This is a genomic window from Pseudomonas sp. GW822-FHT05A08 (genome assembly GCF_058800485.1).
Map to the genome: position 1 here is coordinate 642,099 of NZ_CM179511.1, position 16,705 is coordinate 658,803.

The window sequence follows — 16,705 nt, forward strand, 5'->3', positions numbered from 1 at the left end:
GCAAAAAGAAGTCATGGTCGTCTCGTCCTTGTGACCGTGCGTGTCTGATATCACCTCGCTGAAACATATCCCTGTCTGAGCTGAGGTAGTCGGAAATACTCTGTCGTCGGGACTGTTTTTGCAAGTCTGCCGGGAAGTGCGAGTCAAGCAGTCACGGCGCAGCACGAGGTTATTGCTTGATTGACGCTCTCAGCGACGTCCGCCGCGGACCAGCACTTTCTTGAGTTTTTCGAGGGCGCGCCACGAGCGGCTGTTGCGCAGGGCGTGCAGTGCAGCTTCGGCGCGATCGGCGCGTTGGCGTTCGGCGATCAGGGCCTGTTCCAGGTCGGTGGCGGGGGCGACGAAGCGGTGGCCGGGGCGGAACTGGAATTCGTCGAGGTTGCACGGCGGAATGTCGAAGGCGCCCTTGAGGTTCAGGTGTTCTTCGGCCAGGTAGAAGGTGTTGATGCCGTCGAACACCACCGGGTGGTAGCCGGCGCCGGTGACCAGGGTTTCCCAGGCCTGGTCGCGGTTCCATGGGGTTTCGATCAGCAGGATCCACGGCCGCCAGCGGTTGAAGTCCATGCTGCGCAGCACGGTTTCTTCGTGGCCTTCGACGTCGATCTTGAGGAAGTGGATGGGGCCGCCGACGTGAGCCTCGCAGATGTCGCTCAGGGTGCGTGAGCTGACGATCTGGGTCTGCACCTGCATGCCGGCGTCCTTGTGTTGCTGGGCGATGGCGGGGTCGAGGGTGGACAGGCCGGTGTCGGCGATGCCGTAGAAGGTCAGGGCCTCGGCGTTGTCGCCGGCGGCGCATTGCAGGTTGGTATCCCTGGGCCGCTCCTGGCACAGGGCGTGGTAATAGCTCGGCACCGGTTCGACGTTGATGCCGCGCCAGCCGCGATCGTAGAAGGCGCGGGTCACCGAGTCGGCGGTGGGGTGATTGGCGCCGACGTCGACGTAGAAGCCGTTTTCAACGTGTTTGAGCGCGCGCCACAGGCGGATGTCTTCGAAATTTTGTGCATAAGAAATGAACGTCACTGTCTTTTCCCGTCAATCACAAAGGTTCTGGAGCGGACGCGCCCGCGAGCGCCTGCGTCTGTATAACAAGCGTCGCCGACCGGCGCAATTTGCCTCGCCTGTGGTGCCGGTTTTCGGCTGTTATGTCCTTTGGCATTGACGCTTATGCACAATCGATGGCTGTCGCGCGGCTGTTTTCGCTGATTTTGTGGATCCGTTCTCAACTCGCCGCAACTGGCTGTTTTTTCGCTGATTTATTTTTATGAACAAAAAATGACCAGCTCTGTATTGAGGCTGTAGCAGGCGCTTTCAGCGGCTTTGGCGGGATTTCATCAACAGAGTTATCCACAGGCTGGATAGGATGATGGATCCAACTTATCCACGTTCCGCCAGCAGCATCAGGTTGCGTGGGGTGAGCGGTGCCGGGCAGAACAGGCCCAGTTGCACGCGGTAACCCTGTTCCTGCAAAAACAGCCCGCGATCGAGCACCAGCCACAGCTCCAAGGGCCGGCGAAACAGGCCGCGCAGCAGCTCCAGGTTGCGGACCTGGGCCAGGCGCTGCCAGCCGGCGGCTTCCAGCGCCGGCCAGTCCTGCGAACCGACTGTGGGTAAGTCCTTGAGGGCCGCCAGGTTGCGGCAGTAGCCGGCGAAGGGTTTGTCCAGCCAGCTGGCGGGCAGCGACGGGGTGGGCAGGTATTCGTCGACCCCGCGCAGCCGGCGTTGCAGCAGGTCGAAGGCCAGGCGGCGGGCCATGGAGCTGTCGCGTTGGCGGCGCACCCGGGCGCCGGCCGTGACGGTCTCGTTCAGGGGCAGGCCCAGGTCGTCGAGGGACAGTTGCAGCGCCGAGCCCTTGGCCGGGCCGGAGAGCGGCTGGTACTCGGCGTGGCTGATGCGGTTGTAGCAGCAGGGCGCGATAGCCAGCTGGCGGCAGCCGCGTTCGCTGGCCAGTTGCATCAGGCGTACATGCAGGTCGCCGCAGGCGTGCAGGGCCACCGGGGTGTGTTCGGCGCTCAGGCAGGCAGCGGCGTCGGCGGCGAGTACGTCCTGCTGCAGGTGGCTGGCCGGCAGCCGATGGTGTTCGCTCAACTGCCGGCCGCTGGCGACCAGCGCCGGGTCGTATTCCAGGCAGGTCAGCCGTTGCCCGGGTTGCAGCAGGCGGCGGCCGAGATGGCCCTTGCCCGAACACCAGTCCAGCCAGTGGCCGGGTGCCTGGGTGAATTCCAGGCAGGCGGCGAAGGCTTCGATCTGCTGCCATTTGCGCCCGGGCACATCGACGTTGAGGCGCTGGCGGGCGGCTGGCACCTCGTGCATCGGCAGCTCGGCCACGGCACCGAGCGCGGCGGCGGTCCGCGCCAGATCGGGGAAGGGCGCGGGAGCATCGAGCCGTTCTGGGTGGTTATGGCTGACCTCGGCATCGTCCAGGCTGCGCTGGCGCAGCCACTGGGCGAGTTCGCGGTGTCGGGCTTCCCAGGGCAGCTGCGGCTCGGTGAAGGGGCGTGGGCGCCAGAGCGATTGATGGTCCAGCAGGAAGCGGTCCAGGGCCTGGAAGCGGCTGAGGAGTTCGGGGCCTTGGAGGATGGAGGGCATGCTGGGCTCGGCGGTGTCTGGGGAGGGCGATCGCGAGCAAGGCTCGCTCCTACAGGTTAGCGGGGCGCCGGTAGGAGCGAACGGTTCAGCGGCCTTGGCATTGCTCGACGCGCAGCCAGCGTTCCAGCAGCTTGAAGCCTTGCACCAGCACATAGGACATCAGCAGGTAGAACACCCCGGCGGCGAAGAAGATCTCCACCGGCAGGTAGGTGCGGGCGATGATGGTGCGGGCCATGCCGGTCAGTTCCAGCAGGGTCACGGTGCTGGCCAGGGCGCTGGCCTTGAGCATCAGGATCACTTCGTTGCTGTAGGCCGGCAGGCCGATGCGCGCCGCCCGGGGCAGGATGATGTAGAACAGCGCCTTGGGCTTGGACATGCCCAGGGCCCGCGCCGCTTCGATCTCGCCCGGCGGGATGGCCTGGATCGCCCCGCGCAGGATCTCGGCGATATAGGCCGCGGTGTGCAGGGTCATGGTGGCGGTGGCGCACCAGAACGGATCGCGCAGGTACGGCCACATCGCGCTGTTACGCACTGCGTCGAACTGCGCCAGGCCGTAGTAGACCAGGAACAGCTGCACCAGCAGCGGCGTGCCGCGGAAGAAGAAAATGTAGGCATAGGGCAGGGCGCGCACGTACCACAGGCGCGACGAGCGGGCGATGCCCAGCGGAATGGCCAGCAGCAGGCCGGCGATGACCGCGATGGCCACCAGTTCCAGGGTCAGCGTGGCGCCCTGGGCCAGCTTGGGCAGCCACTTGATGATCACTTCCCAGTTCATGAAGCGCTCCTCGCGAAGCCGCGAGCGGCGCGTTTTTCCAGGAAATGCATGCCGGTCATGGCCAGCACGGTCAGGCCCAGGTACATGAAGGCCGCCACCATATAGAAGGTGAAAGGTTGCTTGGACACGGTCACGGCGATCTGCGAGTGACGCATGATTTCTTCCAGGCCGATCACCGACACCAGAGCGGTGTCCTTCATCAGGATCATGAACAGGTTGCCCAGGCCCGGCAGGGCGATGCGCCACATCTGCGGCATGATCAGCCTGGTGAAGATCCGCCATTTCGACAGGCCCAGGGCCACGCCGGCCTCACGATGGCCCTTGGGGATGGCGAGGATCGCGCCACGGAACACTTCGGTGGCGTAGGCGCCGAAGCACAGGCCGAGGGCGATGACCCCGGCGGCGAAGGCGTTGAGTTCCAGCTCCGGGTTGCCGAAGAACTCACCCAGGGCGCGCATCAGGTTGACGGTGCCGAAGTAGATCAGCAGCACCCAGAGCAGTTCGGGAACGCCGCGCACCAGGGTCGAATAGGTGCCGCCAAGCCATTGCAGCGGCTTGTACGGGGAAGTCTTGGCCAAGGCGCCGAGCAGGCCGAGCACCAGCCCCAGGCACAGCGCCGAAAGAGCCAGCTTGACGGTCATCAGCGCGCCAGCGGCAAGCGCCGGGCCGAATCCGTAGAGATCGATATTCATGGATGGTTATTCAAGTCACGGCAGGCTTTGCTAAGGACCGGCACCCTCGGGGAAGGGCGCCGGGCAGGCCAGTCAGTATCAGTAGATGCTGAACGGGAAGTACTTGTCGTTGATCTTCTTGTAGGTGCCGTCGGCCACGATTTCCTTCAGGGCGGCGTTGAGCTTCTCGCGGATCGGATCGTTCTTGCGCACGGCGATGCCGATCTTGTCGCTTTCTTCAACCGGGTCGCCCTTGAACTCGTAAGGCTTGCCCGCTTCGCTTTTGAGCCACTCGTAGTTGACGTACTTGTCGGCCAGGATCGCGTCCAGGCGGCCGGACGTCAGGTCGAGGAAGGCGTTTTCCTGGGTGTCGTAGAGCTTGATGGTGATGTCGTCGCCCAGGTTGTCTTCCAGCCAGGTGCCGGCCAGGGTGGCGCGCTGCGCACCGATGATCTTGCCCTTGAGGGAAGCCTTGTCGGTCTTGAAGTCGGCCTTGTCTTTAGGCGCGATGAACTGCAGCTTGTTGGAGTAGTACGGGTCGGTGAAATCCACCGCCTGCTTGCGCTCGTCGGTGATCGACATCGAGGAGATCAGGAAGTCGAACTTCTTGGCGTTCAGGGCCGGGATGATGCCGTCCCAGTCGGAGGTGACCACTTCGCACTCGACTTTCATCTTGGCGCACAGGGCATCGCCGACGTCTTTGTCGAAACCGACGACCTGGCCGCTGGCATCCTTGTTGTTGAACGGCGGGTAGGCCGCCTCGATGCCCATCTTCAGTTTGTCGGCGGCCATCGCATTGGCCGAGAACACCAGAGTGGCGGCAGCGGCCAGGAGGAATTTCTTATAGCTCTGCATGCGTGTTGCTCCGTTAGCGGTTGCTGGACATGAATTGTTTGCAGCGTGCCGAAAGCGGGTTCTCGAACACCTGCTGTGGCGATCCTTGCTCTTCCACCAGGCCCTGGTGCAGGAACACCACTTCACTGGAGACCTGACGGGCAAAGCCCATTTCGTGGGTGACCAGCAGCATGGTCCGGCCTTCTTCGGCCAGGGCGCGGATCACGTTGAGCACTTCCTGGACCATTTCCGGGTCCAGTGCCGAGGTCGGCTCGTCGAACAGGATGACTTTGGGCTGCATCGCCAGGGTGCGGGCGATGGCGGCGCGTTGCTGCTGGCCGCCGGAGAGCTGGGCCGGGTAGGCGTGGCGCTTGTCGGCGATGCCGACCTTGGCCAGCAGCGCTTCGGCCACTTCGATGGCTTCGGCCTTGCTCTGGCCGAGCACCCGGCGCGGCGCCTCGATGATGTTGTCGAGCACGCTCATGTGCGGCCAGAGGTTGAAGTTCTGGAACACGAAGCCGATTTCGCTGCGCAGGCGGTTGATCTGCTTGCCGTCGGCGGCAACCAGTTCGCCGTTCTTGGCGGCCTTGAGCTTGAGTTCTTCACCGGCCACCAGGATCTGGCCCTGGTGCGGGTTTTCCAGGAGGTTGATGCAACGCAGGAAGGTGGACTTGCCGGAACCGGAGGAACCCAGGATCGAGATCACATCGCCGTCGCGTGCGGTCAGCGAGACACCCTTGAGTACCTCCAGCGAGCCGTACCGTTTGTGCAAGTTGCGGATTTCAAGCGCGGGCGTGGCCTCAGCCATGTGCGGTCCTCATGAGTTCATTGCGCTCCTGCTGGTAGCGGCTTTTCTGGCGAGGCGCCAACCTAGCATAGCGTTCGAATGACAGCCAACAGCGCTTCAGGGTGTAAGCAGACGGCGTGTGACAGGTTGTCGCATCGGCACAGCAGACTGTCGCCCCGTCAACAACCGAACGCCCGTTTGAACCCTGTTCCCAGCGGGTGTCGCGTAAAAAAAGGCGCGATGGTGCCAGCTTTGGCCAGGTGTTGGAAGGGTAAAACGGCCAAAGGTTGCGTATCCGCCCTCTATTTGTGCGTCGCACACTTTTTGTGTGTGTTTCTGGTGCGCTGCTTCGTTCTACAAATGGGTGGTGCGGTAACGTTCTGGCGCAAGGCCATTAATCTCAAGGACTTGCGCTCATCCGTCGGTCGCCTTCGCAGGCCGCGCCGGCTGGGAGCCTGTAACATTTTGGCGCAAATCTTGCGTAAGAAATAAAGAACGTCCTGTTGGATTCTTTTTACGAGAAAGAATATCCAGGCCGGGTGGACGCTTTCGCTTTCTTCGCAAAGGTAGTTTCAATGAGCAGTACGCAGACCTCCAATGACCTCGAACAGGGGCTCAAACCGCGGCATGTCACCATGCTGTCGATCGCCGGGGTAATCGGCGCCGGGCTGTTCGTCGGTTCCGGCCACGCCATCGCCGAAGCCGGCCCTGCCGTGCTGCTGGCCTATGCGGCCGCGGGCACCCTGGTGGTGCTGGTGATGCGCATGCTGGCCGAAATGGCCGTCGCCTCGCCGGACACGGGTTCCTTCTCGACTTATGCCGACCGCGCCATCGGCCACTGGGCCGGTTTCACCATCGGCTGGCTGTACTGGTGGTTCTGGGTGCTGGTGATTCCGCTGGAGGCCAACGCCGCCGCGACCATCCTGCATGCCTGGTTCCCTGATATAGCGATCTGGGCGTTCACCCTGGTGATCACCTTGCTGCTGACCGCGACCAACCTGTTCAGCGTGAAGAACTACGGTGAGTTCGAGTTCTGGTTCGCCCTGATCAAGGTCGTGGCGATCATCGGCTTCGTGGTGCTCGGCCTGCTGGCGATCTTCGGCCTGCTGCCGACCAGCAATGTCAGCGGCGTCTCGCACCTGTTCGATACCCAGGGCTTTTTGCCCAACGGCATGGGCGCGGTACTCGCCGCCATGCTGACCACCATGTTCTCGTTCATGGGCACCGAGATCGTCACCATCGCCGCCGCCGAATCGAAGAACCCGGGCCAGCAGATCAGCAAGGCCACCAATTCGGTGATCTGGCGGATCGGCCTGTTCTACCTGGTGTCGATCTTTATCGTCGTGTCGCTGGTGCCATGGAATGACCCGAGCCTGGCCCAGGTCGGTTCCTACCAGACCGTGCTCGACCGCATGGGCATCCCCAACGCCAAGCTGATTGTCGATCTGGTGGTGCTGGTGGCGGTGACCAGCTGCCTGAACTCGGCGCTCTACACCGCCTCGCGCATGCTGTTCTCCCTGGGCAAGCGCGGCGACGCCCCGGCCGCGGCCAAGCGCACCAACACTAGCGGCACGCCTTACTGGGCGGTGATCCTGTCCACCGCAGCCGCCTTCCTCGCGGTATTCGCCAACTACGTGGCACCCGCCGCGGTGTTCAATTTCCTGTTGGCCAGTTCCGGCGCCATTGCCTTGCTGGTGTACCTGGTGATCGCGGTATCGCAGCTGCGCATGCGCCAGAAACGCACGGCGGCCGGCGAGAAGATCGCCTTCCGCATGTGGCTGTTCCCGGGCCTGACCTACGCGGTGATCGTGTTCATCGTCGGGGTACTGACCATCATGCTGTTCCAGGAAGGGCACCGTATGGAGATCGTCGCCACCGGCCTGCTGAGCATCGTCGTGATCGCGGCGGGCCTGCTGGTTGCGCGTCGGCGCAAGCTGGAGAAGCAGGCGGCCGGTGTATTGAGCCGCGCCTGAGTTTTTCCCGGTAACGAAAAAGGCCGCTGTCAGTGCTGACAGCGGCCTTTTTTATGGCCTGTACCGAGGCTTTCGCGGGCAAGCCTCGCTCCTACAGATGAAGGTGATCCGTAGGAGCGAGGCTTGCCCGCGATGACGATTGAACATTCGACGCAGCAGTGAGGGTCATGCAGGGCGCGCTGTAGCCGCAGGCTGCGCCAGCGGCTACAGATTGTGTTGAGGCTTATTTCTGCATCAGGGCTTCCGAGGCGGCCAGGTAGGCGGCCTGGAACTCCGGGCTTTCGATCCAGGCCAGGGCGCCGGCCTCGTCGCTCTCGGTGGACCACTGGCGGTACTCGATCAGGGCGGCGAGGATGAAGTCCATGGCGCCTTCCTCGCCTTCCTGCTCGTAGACGATCTCCAGCAGCGGGTCTTCCAGGAACGCCGCGCACATCGCCTGCTGGCTGATCTTCTCGGCGTCGATCATCTTCTTGAACAGCTCGGTCAGGTCCACTGATTCGAAGTCGATGCGGTCGTCGTTCGGGTCCAGTTCCACTGGCGCGGCGTTACGCTGGGTGCGGTTCTGCTTGGCCTTGGTTTTCGCCCGCTGGGCTCTTTTGTGTTGCTTGTTCGCAGATGCCATGGGCGTCGTACCTTTTGCGCAAAGAGGGGGCCAGGGATGGATACAGTGTCCGGCCTGGCTTTCAGGCGGCAGAGGATGCCAGTAAATGCGCTGCCTGGCACGCTCAACGGCTACCGCTGATCAGGCGTCCCGGGGTGTCGCTGGGCAATGTGGCGTGTTGCAGCCAGGCCAGGGCGATCGGCCACAGGCGGTCCTGGTAATGGCTGCGGAAAAACGCGAAGTGCCCGACTTCCCGCTCGCCGATGTCCTCGGGTTCGATGCGCCAATGGCTGCGCTGGCTGGCGGTGAAGTAGCCCAGCAGGCGCTCGATGGCCGGCACGGTGCCGTAAGGGTCGTCGCTGATGCTGATGGCCAGCAGTTGCGCCTTGACCCGGGCGAAGGGGAGCGCCGGATCCCGGCGCGCCAGGTGGCGCCCGCTGGGCCGCCGTTGATAGTGCGCGGTGGGCGTGGCCCAGTCGCGCACCACGCCGGCGGGGGTGTCCTCCAGCCAGCCCAGGCGCTTGCCGGGGAAGTAGCCGTAAATCGCCGTCAGCAGCGGCATCACGACATGCCATTTGCCCAGCATGCGCCAGCGGCTTTCCGGGGCGTAGTCGCGCCAGTAGGCGAACTGCGCGCCCACTGTCACCACGCGGCGGATCAACTGCCCGGATGCGCCCAGCCCTGCCGCGCAGCCGCCGAAGCTGTGCCCGACCACGTCGATGGGCTGGCCGGGGAATTCCCGCTGTGCGCGTTGCAGCATGGCTTCGAAGTCCAGGCTGCCCCAGTCCGACCAGGACGCCTTCAACTTGCGCATCGAGGCCGGCCGCGACTCGCCGATGCCGCGGTAGTCGTAGATGATGACGTCGAGGCCATGGCTGAACAGGTAATCGGCGAACCGCGAATAGTGCCGACAACGCACGGAGGTGGCGGCATTGATGATCACCACCGGGCGTGCGGGGTCCGGTTCGGCATGGCGCCAGGTGAAACCACCCAGGATAAAGCCATCGGCGGCAGGCTCGCGGAAAGCCGTGCCGGGGCTGCTGGTCACGGTGCTGGCCGGGTGCAGGGGCGAGGGTGGGGATTGCACGGTCATCGGCGCGTATTCCTTTGCGGGCGAAAAGGCGTGTCGGCTCTTTTTAGGTGCAAGCATTAATAACCGCCTTGTCCGCTCCGTGGCAACCGTCAGGATTGGCGCCGCTGCTAGGTACTTTTGGTTAAAAGCATCACACCGAATCGATCTAAACGGCCTGGTATCGGGGCGTACACTGAATATCAGGGCCTGGGGGCGATCACGGATGCATGACGCTTACGGGCTGTTCATTCGAGCATCGTTTGCCTGAGGCGTAGCTGGGCTATTCAAGATGAAAAGGGGAGACCCGGACGCCGCCGTTCTGGGGCTGGGCTCTTGGCGGTGGCGTTCCCATTCAGTGGTTCGAGACGAACCCGGGAGTGCTCATCATGAAGTCCTTTTACTTGTGTGTCGTAACAGGCGTTCTCGCGGCGTTCCTGTCACTCGCGCCGTTCAGCGTACAGTCCGCCACCCCCAGCAACGAACCCATCGACCCGGCGGGCGTGCAGCTGGAACCTCAGCAGCAGAACGGCATTACCTATCTGTCCGGCGGTATCGGCCTGGACGAATCGCGGGCGCTCTTGCAGACCAAGGGGTACAACCTGCACATGACCTTTTCCGTCGGCCCGGAAAACAAATACACCTCGGATGTCGACCTGGCGATCCAGAACCCGCAAGGGCAGCCGGTCCTGACCCTGAATCAGGTGGGCCCCATCGTCTTTGTGCAACTGCCGGCCGGCAAGTACCAGGTTGTCGCCACCCGTGGCGGGCGTACCGAGCGCAGCGCGGTGGATATGAAAGTGGCGGGCATTCGCGACCTCAACCTGCATTGGAATGAAGGTTATTGAGTGAAGGCTGCAATGCTGAAAACAGGCGCATCAAATCGCAGGCAATAAAAAACCCCTGAATCTTGCGATTCAGGGGTTTCGGTATTAGTGGTGCCCAGAGACGGAATCGAACCGCCGACACGGGGATTTTCAATCCCCTGCTCTACCGACTGAGCTATCTGGGCAACGGGGCGCATTAAACGGGTTTTTCGGGGGGGCGTCAAGCAAGTTTTGAAAAAAAGTTTAATTATTACCGCCGCTTACGTTCCCGCCCCGATTTGAGCGCAATTACTCGGACGGCGGCACGTAGCCGTCGGCCTTGGCGTATTCCTCGCCGGAGAAGAACTTGTCCATCTCGCCCTGCAAGTATTTGCGGTCTTCGGCGTTCATCATGTTCAGGCGTTTTTCGTTGATCAGCAGGGTCTGGTGTTTCTGCCAGTCGGCCCAGGCCTTGGCCGACACGTGCTCGAAAATCTCCTGGCCCTTGGCACCCGGGTACGGAGGACGCTCCAGGCCCGGCAATTGTTCTTTGTACTTGCGGCACATTACGGTGCGGGTCATTGCAACTCTCCTGCGTTCAATACGTCGGCCGCGCGTTTGAGCAGCTTTTTCACCGGGGCGGCAAGGCCCAGGCGCGGCGGGGTGGCGAGGTTATACCAGAGCCAGTCGGCCTCGGCCACGTGATGGGTAGATGCCTGGACCTGCACCAGCCAGGGCTCGATGGCCAGCTGGAAGTGACTGAAGGTGTGCACCAGCCCGGGCATTTCCTGTTGCTTGCCCAGCTCCAGCGAGTGCTGCGAAGCCAGGTGTTCCAGGTCCGCCAGGTCGTCCAGCTCCGGCAGGCTCCACAAACCGCCCCACAGGCCGCTGGAGGGCCGGCGGTACAGCAGAATGGCGCCTTCGTGGTTGGCCAGCATCGGCATCAGCGTGCGTTTCTGCGGGACCGTCTTGCGTGGCTTGGGAATCGGGTAGCGGGTTTCCAGGCCCAGCATGTGCGCTTCGCAGCCTCTTTCCAGGGGGCACAGCAGGCAGCTGGGTTTGCTCCGGGTACAGAGGGTGGCGCCCAGGTCCATCATCGCCTGGGTGTAATGGTTCACCCGGGTCTGCGGGGTGAAGCGCTCGGCCGCGGCCCACAGCTGCTTGGCCACCCTGGGTTCGCCCGGGTAGCCCTCCTGCGCGGTAAAGCGCGCCAGCACCCGCTTGACGTTACCGTCGAGGATCGGCGCGCGCAGGCCCATGCTGATGCTGGCGATGGCGCCGGCGGTGGACAGGCCGATGCCCGGCAGTTCGGTGAGTTTTTCCACGTCGCGGGGAAACTCGCCGCCATGCTCGGCGACCACGATCTTCGCGGTCTTTTGCAGGTTGCGCGCGCGGGTGTAGTAACCCAGGCCGGTCCACAGGTGCAGCACTTCGTCTTCCGGCGCGGCGGCCAGGGCCTGGACCGTCGGCAGCGAGGCCATGAACCGGTCGAAGTAGTTGAGCACGGTGCTGACCTGGGTCTGCTGCAACATGATTTCCGAGACCCATACCCGATACGGGTTGATCTCCTGCTGCCAGGGCAGGTCATGGCGGCCATGGCGGTCGTACCAGTCCAGTACCGCCGGTGCGAACTGCTCGGCCCTCATCGTTTGAACAGCCCTTTGAGCGCGTTTTTCAGTTCCGGGCTGACCTTGTCGCCCAGCTTCTCATCGAGTTTTTCGCTGAGGCGATCGCCGGCCAGCTTGGCCGCGACCTGGCCCAGGCCGTCGCGGTCCAGGCGGCAGGCCTTGGCGCCCAGTTCCAGCGGGCCGCGGCAGCGCAGCGGCAGTTCGATGCCGACAAAACGCTCGCCGACCTGGCAGGCCGGGTCCGGCATGTCGCTCTTGTCGCCTTCGACGACGATGCCAACGCGATAATCCATGCCCAGTACGCGCAGGTCGATGTCGCCATTGCCTTTGACGCTCATGCCCGGGATGCGCACTTTCAGGTCCGGGTTGCTGGCCACGCCGTTGCGCAGGGTCAGGTTGCCCTTGAGTTCCTGGAAGGGTGTGTCCTTGCCCCGCGGCTCGCTGCTCAAGGTCTTGCGGTTCAGCGTGGCGATGCCTTGGCACACTTGCTGTTCGAGGTTGGCATTGAGCAGCACGCCGTTGTTGACGACGAAGCTGGCGTTGCCGTTGAGGCCGTCGACCAGCGCTTTCTGGCTGTTGCCGCTGCTGGTCAGGTTGCTGTCGAGGGTCACCAGGCCCTTGACCGGCGGGGTCTGCCCCTGGCTTTCCAGGATGCGCTCCACCGGTACCCGGTTGATCCTGGTCTGCAGGCTCAACTGCGGCGTTGGCTGGCGCACGTCGAGGTTGCCGTTGGCTTCGAAGCTGCCGTTGTACAGCTCGCCGCGCAGGCCTTCGAGTTTCAGCAGGCCGCCCTGGCCGTTGGCCTTGAGCGTGGCGTTCTGAATCGGCAGCTTGTCCAGGGTCAACTGGCCGAAGCTCAGGTCGGCGTCCACATCCAGCTTGCTCAGGCGTTCCACCGGCAGCAGGCGCTCGGTGCTCCAGGCGCCCTTGGTCGGCGCGTCCGGCAGCGGCGAGTTGCCGGCCCCGGCGACGGCGCTGGCTTCGCTGCTCTGTACTTCGGCCTTGCGCGCGACCGCGGCGCTGTTGGCTTCGGCGGACTTCGGCGGCAGGTAGCGGTCGACGTCGAAGGTGTCGGCCTTGAGCTGGGCGCGCAGCGATTGCTTGGCCAGGTCTTCGACCGCCAGGCGGCCGCTGAAGCTGCTGTCGTCGAGTTTCAGGTTGATGTTTTCCAGGGCGATGCTGTTCGGCGTGGCGGACAGGCGGCTGACCAGCTCGACCTTGCTCAGGCTGCCTTCGGCCATGGCCGGCAGGGTCTGCCCAATGCTGTCGACGAACTTGGCCAGGTCGAACTGGGCGATGGAAATGCCGCCGTTGAGCTGCGGGGTCTTGTCCAGGTCGTTGACCTTGAGCTCGCCGATGGCGCGCAGCTGGTTGAGCGAGAGCTTCAGGCTGTTCCATTCGGCGACGTTGGCGGCCTTGTCCAGCAGCAGCTGGCCCTGGGCGGCGAAGGTCAGGGTCTTGCCTTGCAGCGGATCGCCGGCGGCTTCGCCGGACAGTTTCATGTCTTCGAACTGGTAGCGCTTGAGGACGCGGTCGAAGCGCAGCTCGCCCTTCAACTCGGTGCGCACGCGCACGGCCGGCTGGGTGCTGGCGAGGAAGGCGGTGAGCTTGACCGGGGTATTGGTCGCTTCGTGGATCGGGCCGGTGCTCAGTTGGATGCTTTCGGCGGTGAACTGCTTGCCGCTCTGCTCGTCGTTGTATTCCACCCGGGCGTTGTTCACGGTCAGGCTGTCGATATCCAGGCGGATCGGCTGCGCCGGTTTTTCCGTGGTGGCCGGGGTCGTGGTTGTGGTTTCGCCGGTGCTGGTGGCCGGGGTTGCGGCCTGCTTGTCGGCGGGGGCGACCTTGCCGATGTCTTCCCAGTTGCCGTGGCCATCCTTGTTGCGGGTCAGGCGCAGGTTCAGGCCTTCGACACGCACATCGCTCATCTGCACTTCGCGGCGCAGCAGCGGCAGCACGCGGACCGACAAACCGAGCATCTGCAGATCGGCGAACGGCTGGGTCGGGTTGGCCAGGGTGGCGACGCCGGCCTCATGCAGTTCGAGGCCGAGCCAGGGGAACAGGCTCCAGCCGATATCGCCATTGAGCGTCAGCTCGATGTGGGCCTTGTCGCGGGCTATCTGGCGAATTTCTTCTTTGTAGTCGTTGGGATCAAACAGGTGAGTCAGGGCGAAGCCGAGAGCCACGATGATCAGCAACAGCCCGAGAAGTACCAGACCCAGGATTTTGCCGAACGCTTTCATGGGCGAGTCCTTGTAGTGTCGAATTCGAATTTAGCCGGGGAGTATAACGCCCCGGACCTGGCCACTGGTCACTGATCGCTTTGCAGCACATCCAGCGGTATCTGCAGCTTGGCCGCCAGCGCCTGGGCTTCGAGGTGCCCGGCGGGGGCCAGCAGGCGCAAGGTGGCGCCGTGCCGGGCGGCCATTGTCCGGGCTTCGCTCACCAGTCGCTCGGCCACGCCGCGACGCCGGGTGATCTTGCGCACACACAATTGGGACAGGTGCCAGACGTCTTGGTGCCGTTGCAGGCGGGCGGCGCCCAGCAGACGGTCGTTGAAGCGCCCGGCGATCAGGCTGCCGTCGCCCAGGGCGGTCTCGATCAGTTCCATATCGTCGCGCTGCGGCGCGAACAACCAGGGCGGGGCGTCGCGGTAGATCTTCTGCAGGTCCTGTTGATCCTGATAGCTGGCTTGTTTCAGCGACTCGACAACGATGGGCATGGGGAATCCTGTGCAGAGCGAAGGAATGGCTGGCCATTATCGAGAGCAGCGCGCGGGCTGGCGAGGGGCAGGCTTCTGTAGGAGCGAGGCTTGCCCGCGAAGCGTTCTGCCTGACACACCGCATAACACCCATCGCCGGCAAGCCTGGCTCCTACAGCAGCGTTATTGCCGTCTTTCGGAGCAGATGACGCTGAAAAGGTGATGGCAGTTTGCTTTTTCTGTCACGAGCAAATGGTAATCTCTCGCAGTTCATCTGCCCTTCCGCGACCAAAAGTCGCACTCTATGGAGCTTCGCTCGATAAAACGGCCACGTCTGCGTGCAAAGGTCGTGAGTGGAGAGTGGCCGGCGAATAATTCCAATAATTGGGGGAAACACTCATGAGCACTAGCACCGAGGCGGGCGCGATTGCCGCCCAGCCGGCGTTCTTGTCCAAAGAACGCATCATCGCCAAGCCCGGTTTCAACCGTTGGCTGGTTCCACCGGCCGCTCTGGCCATCCACCTGTGCATCGGCATGGCCTACGGCTTCTCGGTGTTCTGGTTGCCGCTGTCCAAGGCCCTGGGCGTGACCGCCCCGGTGGCTTGCGCCCCGGACATGAGCTTTATCGCTCAGGTCTTTTCGTCCCAGTGCGATTGGCCGATCTCGATGCTCGGCTGGATCTACACCCTGTTCTTCATCTTCCTCGGCTGCTCTGCGGCGATCTGGGGCGGCTGGCTGGAACACGCCGGCCCGCGCAAGGCCGGTGTGGTGTCGGCGCTGTGCTGGTGCGGCGGCCTGCTGATTTCGGCGCTGGGTATCTATACCCACCAGATCTGGCTGATGTGGCTCGGCTCCGGCGTGATCGGCGGTATCGGCCTGGGCCTGGGTTACATTTCGCCGGTGTCGACCCTGATCAAATGGTTCCCGGACAAGCGCGGCATGGCCACCGGCATGGCGATCATGGGCTTCGGCGGTGGCGCGATGGTCGGTGCGCCATTGGCGGCGGCACTGATGAGCCATTTCGCTTCGCCAACCGGCGTCGGCGTCTGGCAGAGCTTCCTGGTGATGGCGGCGATCTACTTCGTGTTCATGATCGGTGGTGCGCTGTCGTACCGCGTGCCGCCGACCGGCTGGAAGCCCGAGGGCTGGACCCCGCCGGCGAAAAAAGCCGCGAACGCGATGATCACCCACCGTCACGTGCATGTGAACGTGGCCTGGAAAACCCCGCAGTTTCGCCTGGTATGGCTGGTGCTGTGCCTGAACGTTTCCGCGGGTATCGGCATCCTCGGCATGGCTTCGCCGCTGTTGCAGGAAGTCTTCGCCGGCAAGCTGCTGGGCAATGAGCTGGCCTTCGGTCAGCTGGACGCCTCGCAACTGGCGTCGATCGCCGCGATCGCCGCCGGCTTCACCGGCCTGCTGAGCCTGTTCAACATCGGTGGCCGCTTCTTCTGGGCGTCGTTCTCCGACTACCTGGGACGCAAGAACACCTACTTCGTGTTCTTCGCCCTGGGCTTTGCCCTGTACGCGCTGATCCCGAACCTCGGGCACCTGGGCAATGTCGCGCTGTTCGTGGCGGCGTTCTGCATCATCCTGTCGATGTACGGCGGCGGTTTCGCCACGGTTCCGGCCTACCTGGCGGACCTGTTCGGCACCCAGATGGTGGGCGCGATCCACGGTCGCCTGCTGACCGCCTGGGCGGCGGCGGGTGTACTGGGTCCGGTGCTGGTGAACTACCTGCGTGAATATCAGCTGAGCATCGGCGTCGAGCGTGCCGCGGCCTACGACATCACCCTGTACATCCTCGCCGGCCTGCTGGTGCTGGGTTTCCTGTGCAACCTGCTGGTGCGTCCGGTGGCCGACAAGTACTTCATGAGCGACGCCGAGCTGGCCGCCGAACAGGCGCTGGGCCATGACAAGGGCGCGGACAGCACCACCGTGCTGGAGTGGAAGGCCTCGTCCGGCAGCGTGCCGCTGGCGGTCGCCGCCTGGCTGGTGGTGGGTATTCCGCTGGCGTGGGGCGTGTGGGTCACCCTGCAGAAGACCGCGGTGTTGTTCCACTAAGTGATTGCGCCTGGTACTGCTGCCAGGCGCATCGACCTTTTTCTGTAGGAGCGAGGCTTGCTCGCGATGAGCGAACGATAGCGGGGTATACCTGATGCACCGCGCGATCCTGTTCGCGGGCAAGCCTCGCTCCTACAGAAGATTTGCGATCGGCCGTGGGTTTTCGGGAGGCTTCGGTAGCGGCCATCGATTTCATATTGCTTGTCATGACAG

15 protein-coding genes and 1 tRNA gene are annotated in these 16,705 nt (G+C 63.6%); 3 read left to right on the forward strand and 13 right to left on the reverse strand.

Annotated features, from left to right (window positions below; genetic code table 11):
- Nucleotides 1-189: 189 nt before the first annotated feature.
- From AC3RCP_RS02920 to AC3RCP_RS02945, 6 genes are all read right to left on the reverse strand, one after another.
- Nucleotides 190-1,020 (reverse strand): FkbM family methyltransferase, encoded by an 831-nt coding sequence (locus AC3RCP_RS02920; RefSeq protein ID WP_492571678.1) that lies wholly within the window; start codon nt 1,018-1,020, stop codon nt 190-192.
- 354 nt (nt 1,021-1,374) lie between these two features.
- The gene (locus tag AC3RCP_RS02925; protein ID WP_492571677.1) at nt 1,375-2,586 is read right to left on the reverse strand and encodes a methyltransferase; all 1,212 of its coding nucleotides are present in this window, start codon (nt 2,584-2,586) and stop codon (nt 1,375-1,377) included.
- 85 nt (nt 2,587-2,671) lie between these two features.
- Nucleotides 2,672-3,361 (reverse strand): ABC transporter permease, encoded by a 690-nt coding sequence (locus tag AC3RCP_RS02930; protein WP_007922607.1) that lies wholly within the window; start codon nt 3,359-3,361, stop codon nt 2,672-2,674.
- Nucleotides 3,358-4,053, reverse strand: a complete 696-nt coding sequence (locus AC3RCP_RS02935) for an ABC transporter permease (protein WP_087089666.1) — start codon at nt 4,051-4,053, stop codon at nt 3,358-3,360. Before AC3RCP_RS02935 ends, AC3RCP_RS02930 begins: the two co-directional genes overlap by 4 nt.
- Nucleotides 4,054-4,131: 78 nt before the next feature.
- A complete protein-coding gene (locus AC3RCP_RS02940) occupies nt 4,132-4,887 on the reverse strand; it encodes an ABC transporter substrate-binding protein (protein ID WP_101336582.1) in 756 nt (251 codons plus the stop codon).
- A gap of 13 nt (nt 4,888-4,900) precedes the next feature.
- Entirely contained in the window at nt 4,901-5,674 is a 774-nt protein-coding gene (locus tag AC3RCP_RS02945; protein WP_007922616.1) for an ABC transporter ATP-binding protein, read from the reverse strand.
- A 554-nt stretch (nt 5,675-6,228) separates the two neighbouring features.
- Here AC3RCP_RS02945 and gabP point away from each other — a divergent pair.
- Complete coding sequence (gabP, locus tag AC3RCP_RS02950; protein WP_101336583.1) at nt 6,229-7,626, forward strand: GABA permease; 1,398 nt, start codon at nt 6,229-6,231, stop codon at nt 7,624-7,626.
- 223 nt (nt 7,627-7,849) lie between these two features.
- On the opposite strand, the gene AC3RCP_RS02955 is transcribed toward gabP, so the two are convergent.
- Together AC3RCP_RS02955 and AC3RCP_RS02960 are read right to left on the reverse strand one after the other, a co-directional pair.
- Nucleotides 7,850-8,248, reverse strand: coding sequence for a hypothetical protein (locus AC3RCP_RS02955; RefSeq protein WP_492571676.1), 399 nt, complete (start codon nt 8,246-8,248; stop codon nt 7,850-7,852).
- A gap of 103 nt (nt 8,249-8,351) precedes the next feature.
- Nucleotides 8,352-9,320: an alpha/beta hydrolase family protein gene (locus AC3RCP_RS02960; RefSeq protein ID WP_101336584.1), complete on the reverse strand. Its 969-nt coding sequence runs from the start codon at nt 9,318-9,320 to the stop codon at nt 8,352-8,354.
- Nucleotides 9,321-9,685: 365 nt separating this feature from the next.
- Here AC3RCP_RS02960 and AC3RCP_RS02965 point away from each other — a divergent pair, with 365 nt between their 5' ends.
- Nucleotides 9,686-10,144 (forward strand): carboxypeptidase regulatory-like domain-containing protein, encoded by a 459-nt coding sequence (locus tag AC3RCP_RS02965; RefSeq protein WP_492571675.1) that lies wholly within the window; start codon nt 9,686-9,688, stop codon nt 10,142-10,144.
- An 88-nt stretch (nt 10,145-10,232) separates the two neighbouring features.
- Here AC3RCP_RS02965 and AC3RCP_RS02970 read toward each other — a convergent pair.
- The 5 genes from AC3RCP_RS02970 to AC3RCP_RS02990 form a co-directional block, all read right to left on the reverse strand.
- A tRNA-Phe gene (locus AC3RCP_RS02970) sits at nt 10,233-10,308 on the reverse strand.
- A 103-nt stretch (nt 10,309-10,411) separates the two neighbouring features.
- A complete protein-coding gene (locus AC3RCP_RS02975) occupies nt 10,412-10,684 on the reverse strand; it encodes an oxidative damage protection protein (RefSeq protein ID WP_007921798.1) in 273 nt (90 codons plus the stop codon).
- Nucleotides 10,681-11,748, reverse strand: a complete 1,068-nt coding sequence (gene mutY, locus AC3RCP_RS02980) for an A/G-specific adenine glycosylase (protein ID WP_492571674.1) — start codon at nt 11,746-11,748, stop codon at nt 10,681-10,683. Before mutY ends, AC3RCP_RS02975 begins: the two co-directional genes overlap by 4 nt.
- Nucleotides 11,745-13,973, reverse strand: coding sequence for an AsmA family protein (locus tag AC3RCP_RS02985; protein ID WP_062823946.1), 2,229 nt, complete (start codon nt 13,971-13,973; stop codon nt 11,745-11,747). Before AC3RCP_RS02985 ends, mutY begins: the two co-directional genes overlap by 4 nt.
- A 68-nt stretch (nt 13,974-14,041) precedes the next feature.
- A complete protein-coding gene (locus AC3RCP_RS02990) occupies nt 14,042-14,452 on the reverse strand; it encodes an acetyl-CoA sensor PanZ family protein (RefSeq protein WP_007921802.1) in 411 nt (136 codons plus the stop codon).
- Between the two features lie 378 nt (nt 14,453-14,830).
- Between AC3RCP_RS02990 and AC3RCP_RS02995 the strand changes: the two genes are divergently transcribed.
- Nucleotides 14,831-16,492, forward strand: coding sequence for an OFA family MFS transporter (locus AC3RCP_RS02995; protein WP_087089685.1), 1,662 nt, complete (start codon nt 14,831-14,833; stop codon nt 16,490-16,492).
- The last annotated feature ends 213 nt before the right edge of the window (nt 16,493-16,705 follow it).

Excerpts from the sequence above, each read along its gene's own strand:
- AC3RCP_RS02925 (WP_492571677.1), bottom strand. The coding sequence starts at position 2,586 with ATGCCCTCCATCCTCCAAGGCCCCGAACTCCTCAGCCGCTTCCAGGCC.
- AC3RCP_RS02930 (WP_007922607.1), bottom strand. The coding sequence starts at position 3,361 with ATGAACTGGGAAGTGATCATCAAGTGGCTGCCCAAGCTGGCCCAGGGC.
- AC3RCP_RS02935 (WP_087089666.1), bottom strand. The coding sequence starts at position 4,053 with ATGAATATCGATCTCTACGGATTCGGCCCGGCGCTTGCCGCTGGCGCG.
- AC3RCP_RS02940 (WP_101336582.1), bottom strand. The coding sequence starts at position 4,887 with ATGCAGAGCTATAAGAAATTCCTCCTGGCCGCTGCCGCCACTCTGGTG.
- AC3RCP_RS02945 (WP_007922616.1), bottom strand. The coding sequence starts at position 5,674 with ATGGCTGAGGCCACGCCCGCGCTTGAAATCCGCAACTTGCACAAACGG.
- gabP (WP_101336583.1), top strand. The coding sequence starts at position 6,229 with ATGAGCAGTACGCAGACCTCCAATGACCTCGAACAGGGGCTCAAACCG.
- AC3RCP_RS02955 (WP_492571676.1), bottom strand. The coding sequence starts at position 8,248 with ATGGCATCTGCGAACAAGCAACACAAAAGAGCCCAGCGGGCGAAAACC.
- AC3RCP_RS02960 (WP_101336584.1), bottom strand. The coding sequence starts at position 9,320 with ATGACCGTGCAATCCCCACCCTCGCCCCTGCACCCGGCCAGCACCGTG.
- AC3RCP_RS02965 (WP_492571675.1), top strand. The coding sequence starts at position 9,686 with ATGAAGTCCTTTTACTTGTGTGTCGTAACAGGCGTTCTCGCGGCGTTC.
- AC3RCP_RS02975 (WP_007921798.1), bottom strand. The coding sequence starts at position 10,684 with ATGACCCGCACCGTAATGTGCCGCAAGTACAAAGAACAATTGCCGGGC.
- mutY (WP_492571674.1), bottom strand. The coding sequence starts at position 11,748 with ATGAGGGCCGAGCAGTTCGCACCGGCGGTACTGGACTGGTACGACCGC.
- AC3RCP_RS02985 (WP_062823946.1), bottom strand. The coding sequence starts at position 13,973 with ATGAAAGCGTTCGGCAAAATCCTGGGTCTGGTACTTCTCGGGCTGTTG.
- AC3RCP_RS02990 (WP_007921802.1), bottom strand. The coding sequence starts at position 14,452 with ATGCCCATCGTTGTCGAGTCGCTGAAACAAGCCAGCTATCAGGATCAA.
- AC3RCP_RS02995 (WP_087089685.1), top strand. The coding sequence starts at position 14,831 with ATGAGCACTAGCACCGAGGCGGGCGCGATTGCCGCCCAGCCGGCGTTC.